Raw genomic sequence first — 6,141 nt, 5'->3', positions numbered from 1 at the left:
TACGCTTCCCTCATTTGCTGTCAAGCGTTTATTTCGAAGTATTTTGCGAGAAACCCGTTCAACTTCAAACACTTGACTCGCTGCGATCTCTCGTAGCGGGAGGCGAATCATACAGCGTTACAACCTGCTGTCAACTGCCTTTTTCACCGCTGCCGACCTGACGATCGAAGCACCTCCGCAACCCTCTTGTTTGATCAACTCTTTGATATTCAAGGAGTTTTTCGTTCCGATGTCGCTGGAAGTGGGGCGCATTATAAGGGGATCTGAAACCCCGTCAACCTTTTATTTCAGGAATATGACGCGGGAGCGCATGACAGCTGCCATGCGTTCCATAATCTAAGCCGCGCTCACCGAAACAACACTCGACCTTGCCAATACACATCCCGCTGCGCACTATATTGCGCACCCTTGCGCTTACAACAACGGAACCCAACATGAATTCCCCCCAACGCAGCCTGGCCACCACGCTGTTCCCCATCGGCCTGCTGCTGATCGCCATGGCTTCCATCCAGTCCGGAGCCTCGCTGGCCAAGAGCATGTTCCCTGTTGTTGGCGCCCAAGGCACCACAGCGCTGCGCCTCATCTTCGCCAGCATCATCATGCTGCTTATATTGAGGCCCTGGCGCGCGCGCCTGGACGCCAGCACCCTGCGCAGCGTGATCATCTATGGCATGGCCCTGGGCGGCATGAACTTCCTCTTCTATATGTCCCTGCGCAGCGTGCCTCTTGGTATCGCCGTGGCGCTCGAATTCACCGGGCCGCTAGCGGTGGCACTGTGGGCCTCGCGACGAGCGCTGGATTTCCTGTGGATCGCCCTGGCAGTCGTCGGGCTGTTGCTGCTGATCCCCGTAGGCCAGACCGGCGCCAGCCTCGACCCGATCGGCGCCGCCTACGCCCTGGGCGCCGGCGTGTGCTGGGCGCTGTATATCCTCTACGGGCAGAAAGCCGGTGCCGAGAATGGCATCCAGACTGCCGCCCTGGGCGTAGTGATCGCCGCGCTGTTCGTTGCCCCCATCGGTATCGCACATGCCGGCGCCGCATTGCTCACCCCCGCCCTGCTGCCGGTGGCCCTTGGCGTGGCGATCTTGTCTACAGCGCTACCCTATAGCCTGGAAATGGTCGCCCTGACCCGCATGCCCGCACGCACCTTCGGCACACTGATGAGCATCGAACCGGCCTTTGGCGCATTGTCCGGGCTGCTGTTCCTGGGCGAGCAGCTCACACTCTGGCAGTGGCTGGCGATTCTCGCCATCATCACCGCCTCGGTGGGCGCTACCCTTTCCATGAAACGGGAAGCGGCGCCACCCGTGGCTGCCGATTGATTTGAGAAATATTTTCATTTAGGCATCCTGCAGCCTTGTACCACCCGGCGTGGCTGATTAAGCTGTCACCAGATCATAATCTTGACGCTATCTACTGAGCGGCACATGGACGCCAGAGACCATCAAGGAAGAGGCAAAGCGCAAACGTCAGGTCCGTTAATGTAGTCGGGCCGTATAAGGACAGGAATGAAACGTATTTTGCTCATCCTGGGCATCCTGGCCATCGCTGGATGTGCCGCGACAGCCAATACCGAGGTGAAACGAGGGAAGAAAGGCCTGCATATCAATTGCTCGGGACTCTCCTCGTCGTGGGAGAAGTGCTACAGCAAGGCCGCCAGCTCCTGTAGCAGCAAGGGTTACAAGGTCATCGCCCGCTCCGGTGACACCGACGAAGAGCCTGGCGATTACGTGTTCGGCATAAACCCTGCCGGCTACACCAGCCGCAGCATGATCGTGATTTGCAAGTAACAGATGCATGAAGGGCAGCCAATGGCTGCCCTTTTCACTTTCAGAGAGGTGCGGTCCGCCGCTCCAGCCACACCAGCGCTTCACCTTCCAGCAAAGGGGCAAGCCGCTCCCGCACTGTCTGGTGATAGCCATTCAACCAGGCGATATCCTCGCTGCCCAGCGCCTCGACCAACAGGCAGCGCGTGTCGATCGGGCACAGGGTCAAGGTCTCGAACGCCAGGAACTCGCCAAACTCGCTGGTACCGACCTCGCGATTGACCACCAGGTTTTCGATACGCACCCCCCACTGCCCCGGCCGGTAGGTCCCAGGCTCGATCGAGCTGATCATCCCCGGCTGCATGGCTGTCTGCGGCGTGGCGGCCGCCTGGTAGGCGATCACCTGCGGGCCTTCGTGCACGTTCATGAAGTAGCCGACACCGTGGCCGGTGCCATGCCCGTAATCGACCTGGTCAGCCCAGATCGGCGCGCGGGCGATGGCATCGAGCAGCGGCGAGAGGATCCCACGCGGGAACCTGGCCCTGGACAGCGCGATCATGCCCTTGAGCACCCGCGAGCAATCCGCCTTCTGTTCGCGGCTCGGCTCACCGATCGGCACCATTCGCGTGATATCAGTTGTCCCGCCCAGGTACTGGCCACCCGAATCGATCAACAGCAAGCCATTGCCCTCGATCACGGCATGTGACTGCTCGGTGGCGCGGTAGTGCGGCATGGCGCCATTGCCGTTATAGGCCGCGATGGTGGAAAAACTCAGCGACACGAAACCCGGACGGCGGGCACGGGCCGCGCTGAGCTGATCGTCGATGGTCAGCTCGGTAATGCGTTGCGTCCCCAGGTTCGTTTCAAGCCAGGTGAAGAACTCGCACAGCGCCGCACCGTCCTGCTCCATGGCCTGACGGATATGGGCGAGATCCCCTTCACCCTTGCGCGACTTGCTCAAGGTCGTCGGGTTGATGCTCTCGACCAGCCGCACCTGCTCATGCAAGTTGTCCAGCAGCCCACGGGTGACCCGTGCCGGATCCACCAGCAGGCTGGCCGTGGCCGGAATTGCCGCCAGCGCGTCGCCGACCGCTACGTAGTCACGAACCTCGATACCATCGGCCGCCAATACCTGGCGCAGGTGCGTATCGACCTTGTCGCGCCCGACGAACAGGTACGCCTTGTCCTGGCTGACCAACGCGAAAGAGACGAACACGGGATTATAGGAAACGTCGCTGCCACGCAGGTTGAACAGCCAAGCGATATCGTCGAGCGTGGCAATGAAATGCCAGTCGGCGCCTTTTTCCTGCAGGGTGCCCCGCAGCTCGGCAAGCTTTTGCGCACGATTAACGGTCGCATGGGGCGGCAGGTGCTGGTAGACCGGATTGCCCGGCAACGATGGCCGGTCGCTCCAGACCTCGGTCAGCAGATCGATATCCGTACGCAGCTTTGCGCCCCGCGCCTGCAGACGCTCGCTTAACTGGCGCGCAGCAGCCACTGCCATGACCGCACCATCCACCGCCACGGTACCTTCGACCTCCGTACCCAACCACTCCAACGCGCCTGGCTGCCCGGGCCGCAGCTTCATGAGTTCGATGCCACTGCCGGCCAGCTCCTTGTTCGCTTGTTCCCAATAGCGACTGTCAGCCCAGAGCCCAGCGAAATCCGCCGTGACCACCAGCGTGCCCACCGACCCCTCGAAACCGGACAACCATTGCCGCCCCTGCCAATAGCCAGGCAGGTACTCGGACAGATGCGGGTCGGCCGAGGGCACCAGCAGGGCAGCAACGCCCTCCCGGGCCATGGCCTCGCGCACGCGGGCAAGGCGCGCCGGTACGGATTCGTGAAGCGGGGACTGACTGTTCATGCGCACTCCTGCGGATAGGTGTCGACGGGTCCAGGCCGTCGATAATGAAACAGCTGGCGGGCGCCCGCAATCACCACGACCGTAACAAGGCATGCATTGCCCCAAGTGCCCTGCCGACCGTCGATCCTTCCTCCTGAACTAAACAGCCTGCGCGCCTTCACACCCCTTACACCCCCTGCGAACGCGAGGCTGGCCATGCCCCACTCCCGCGAACCGAAAAGCGCTGTCGTACTGCTCGATACCCGCGAGCACACACCCGAACACGAGCGGGCGACCCAACTGAGGATCGCCGAGTACCTCGCACGCCTGTTGGGCATCGAGCGCGTCGAGCCAACGCCTCTACCCGACGCCGAAGCATGCTGTTACTACGTGCCGAACGAAACCCTGGTCGATCCGGCGCGTCAGGCGATGCTCGGCATCCAGGACGAGAACGACCTTTTTGGCGGTGCCGTCAGTCATCCGCACCTCGCTACCAAAGCCATCTCCCACCCAGTGCCTGCCGACGCCAGCTTCCCGCCCGGCTGGACCGATGCGTTTGCCCAGCAATCCTGCGATGCCCTGCTCCGTGGCTATACGGTGTTTTCCAAGGGCGACGCCCGCCGGGCGGCCGAGCTGCTGCTGCGCGAGGGGCCGGTACGCATCAAGCCGGTGCTGGCGTGCGCCGGTCGGGGCCAGCAGGTCATCACCGACGCCCAGGCCCTGGAGCCGTTGCTGGAGGGCATGGACGAACAGGCGTTGGCACTGTGGGGCCTGGTGCTGGAAGAAGACCTCGACGACGTCGAGACCTTCAGCGTCGGCCAGGTCCGCGTGGCAGGGCTGACCCTCAGCTACCACGGCATCCAGCACCTGACCCGCGACCACGCTGGCACCGAGGTGTACGGTGGCTCCGATCTGGTCCTCGTGCGTGGCGACTACCAGAAATTGCTGCAATTACCGCTTGCGGATCACCTGCGCCTGGCCATCACCCAGGCCATGGCCTACGAACAGGCCGCCGAACGTTACTTCCCCGGATTTATCGCTTCACGCCGTAACTATGACATCGCCCGCGGTCGCGACAGCCACGGCCATCTGCGCAGTGGCGTGCTCGAACAATCCTGGCGCCTCGGTGGCGCCAGTCCGGCCGAGGTCCTGGCATTGACGGCCTTCGCCGAGGATCCGGCGCTGCAGCGGCTATGCGCATCGACCCACGAGGTGTTCGGCCGGGCGCGACTGCCCGCCGACGCCACACTGTTCTATCAGGGGCACGACAGTGAACTCGGACAACTCAGCAAATATGCACGGATACGCGACCATGACCATCGAGAGTGAAACCGTGGAACTGCACGTCGAAGGGGAAAGCATCGCCGGCACCCTGGTCAGCCCCGGCAGCCGCATGCCAGGGATTCTTTTCGTCCATGGCTGGGGCGGCAGCCAACAGCGCGACCTGGCCCGCGCCCGGCAGATCACCGGGTTAGGCTGCGTGTGCATGACCTTCGACCTGCGCGGTCACGAAAAGACCGAGAGCCAGCGCCTGACCGTCACCCGCGAACAGAACCTGGCCGACCTGCTCGCCGCCTACGACCGGCTGGCGAGCCACCCGTCAGTCGATCCCGGCGCCATTGCCGTGATCGGCAGCAGCTACGGCGGTTACCTGGCCACTCTGCTCACCCCGCACCGCCCCGTGAAGTGGCTGGCGTTGAGGGTACCGGCCCTGTACTGGGACGATGAATGGGACGCGCCCAAGCAGGCCCTGGATCGCCAGCGCCTGAACGCCTACCGCCTGCGCCCCCTCGGCCCGGCCGACAACCGCGCCCTGGCGGCCTGCGCCGAGTTTGCCGGCGATGTGCTGCTGGTGGAGTCCGAACAGGATGACTACGTCCCCCACAGCACGCTGATGAGCTACCGCTCGGCGTTCGTCAGCGCACACTCGATGACCCATCGCCTGGTCGACGGCGCCGACCATGCGTTGTCCAGCGAGGAAAGCCAGAAGGCCTACAGCGCGATGCTCACGGCCTGGATCAGCGAGATGGTCATCGGTGCCCGCCTCGACCGCTACCCTCACTACGCGCCCTGGTACGCCTGAGTACTGCCCAGCTGGCAGTGCAGGCCACCATCGGTGCCGCGCACCAGGCTTCGCAGGGTCTGGTAGGCGGCGAAATTCACCCCGCGCGCCTGGTGTTCGCCCAGCAGGTCGAGGAACGGTTCCTCGATGAAGCTTCCCGCGGCCGCCGCCCAGGCCTGGCGTGATTGCCAGCGCAGGAGCTGAAGCACCCGGCGACCGTCGTCACTGACCTGGATGCTGACGCTCAGCAAGCCGTCGCAGCGTTGCGCCAGGTGTTCGCTGCGCACCACCAGCGCCTCGGCCAGGGCATCCTGGCGCAGCGGTGGCACGTCGTACTCGATCATCTGGGTGAACCACAGGGAATGGGTGTTGGCCGCCATGTTGCTTCTCCTCGTTTGGGCTCTTGCAGCAGATGGTCGTGGAGGGTAAAACCTCTAGCTAACTCAAGGTCAAGGATTTTATTGCCG

6 protein-coding genes are annotated in these 6,141 nt (G+C 63.2%); 4 read left to right on the top strand and 2 right to left on the bottom strand.

All coding sequences use genetic code 11. The features are described 5' to 3' along the window. The first annotated feature begins 434 nt into the window (after positions 1–434). On the top strand, positions 435–1,322 hold the full coding sequence (gene rhtA, locus AAHK21_RS22635) for a threonine/homoserine exporter RhtA (RefSeq protein ID WP_367858390.1): 888 nt from the start codon (positions 435–437) through the stop codon (positions 1,320–1,322). Positions 1,323–1,508: 186 nt separating this feature from the next. Beyond that, complete coding sequence (locus AAHK21_RS22630; RefSeq protein ID WP_046854853.1) at positions 1,509–1,790, top strand: hypothetical protein; 282 nt, start codon at positions 1,509–1,511, stop codon at positions 1,788–1,790. 40 nt (positions 1,791–1,830) lie between these two features. Here AAHK21_RS22630 and AAHK21_RS22625 read toward each other — a convergent pair whose 3' ends face one another. Then, positions 1,831–3,633 (bottom strand): aminopeptidase P family protein, encoded by a 1,803-nt coding sequence (locus AAHK21_RS22625; protein ID WP_367858389.1) that lies wholly within the window; start codon positions 3,631–3,633, stop codon positions 1,831–1,833. A 189-nt stretch (positions 3,634–3,822) separates the two neighbouring features. Here AAHK21_RS22625 and AAHK21_RS22620 point away from each other — a divergent pair, with 189 nt between their 5' ends. Together AAHK21_RS22620 and AAHK21_RS22615 are read left to right on the top strand one after the other, a co-directional pair. Then, the gene (locus AAHK21_RS22620) at positions 3,823–4,941 is read left to right on the top strand and encodes a DUF3182 family protein (protein WP_367859020.1); all 1,119 of its coding nucleotides are present in this window, start codon (positions 3,823–3,825) and stop codon (positions 4,939–4,941) included. Beyond that, the gene (locus AAHK21_RS22615; protein WP_367858388.1) at positions 4,925–5,695 is read left to right on the top strand and encodes an alpha/beta hydrolase family protein; all 771 of its coding nucleotides are present in this window, start codon (positions 4,925–4,927) and stop codon (positions 5,693–5,695) included. The genes AAHK21_RS22620 and AAHK21_RS22615 overlap by 17 nt, the downstream gene beginning before the upstream one ends. Here AAHK21_RS22615 and AAHK21_RS22610 read toward each other — a convergent pair. Further along, positions 5,674–6,054: an antibiotic biosynthesis monooxygenase gene (locus AAHK21_RS22610; RefSeq protein ID WP_023631465.1), complete on the bottom strand. Its 381-nt coding sequence runs from the start codon at positions 6,052–6,054 to the stop codon at positions 5,674–5,676. The genes AAHK21_RS22615 and AAHK21_RS22610 overlap by 22 nt on opposite strands. Between the last annotated feature and the right edge of the window lie 87 nt (positions 6,055–6,141).

This window comes from Pseudomonas sp. TE50-2, assembly GCF_040813665.1.
GTDB lineage: Bacteria > Pseudomonadota > Gammaproteobacteria > Pseudomonadales > Pseudomonadaceae > Aquipseudomonas > Aquipseudomonas soli.
The sequence above is the reverse complement of the archived record's forward strand: the minus strand, read 5'-3'. Positions and strand labels throughout refer to the sequence as shown.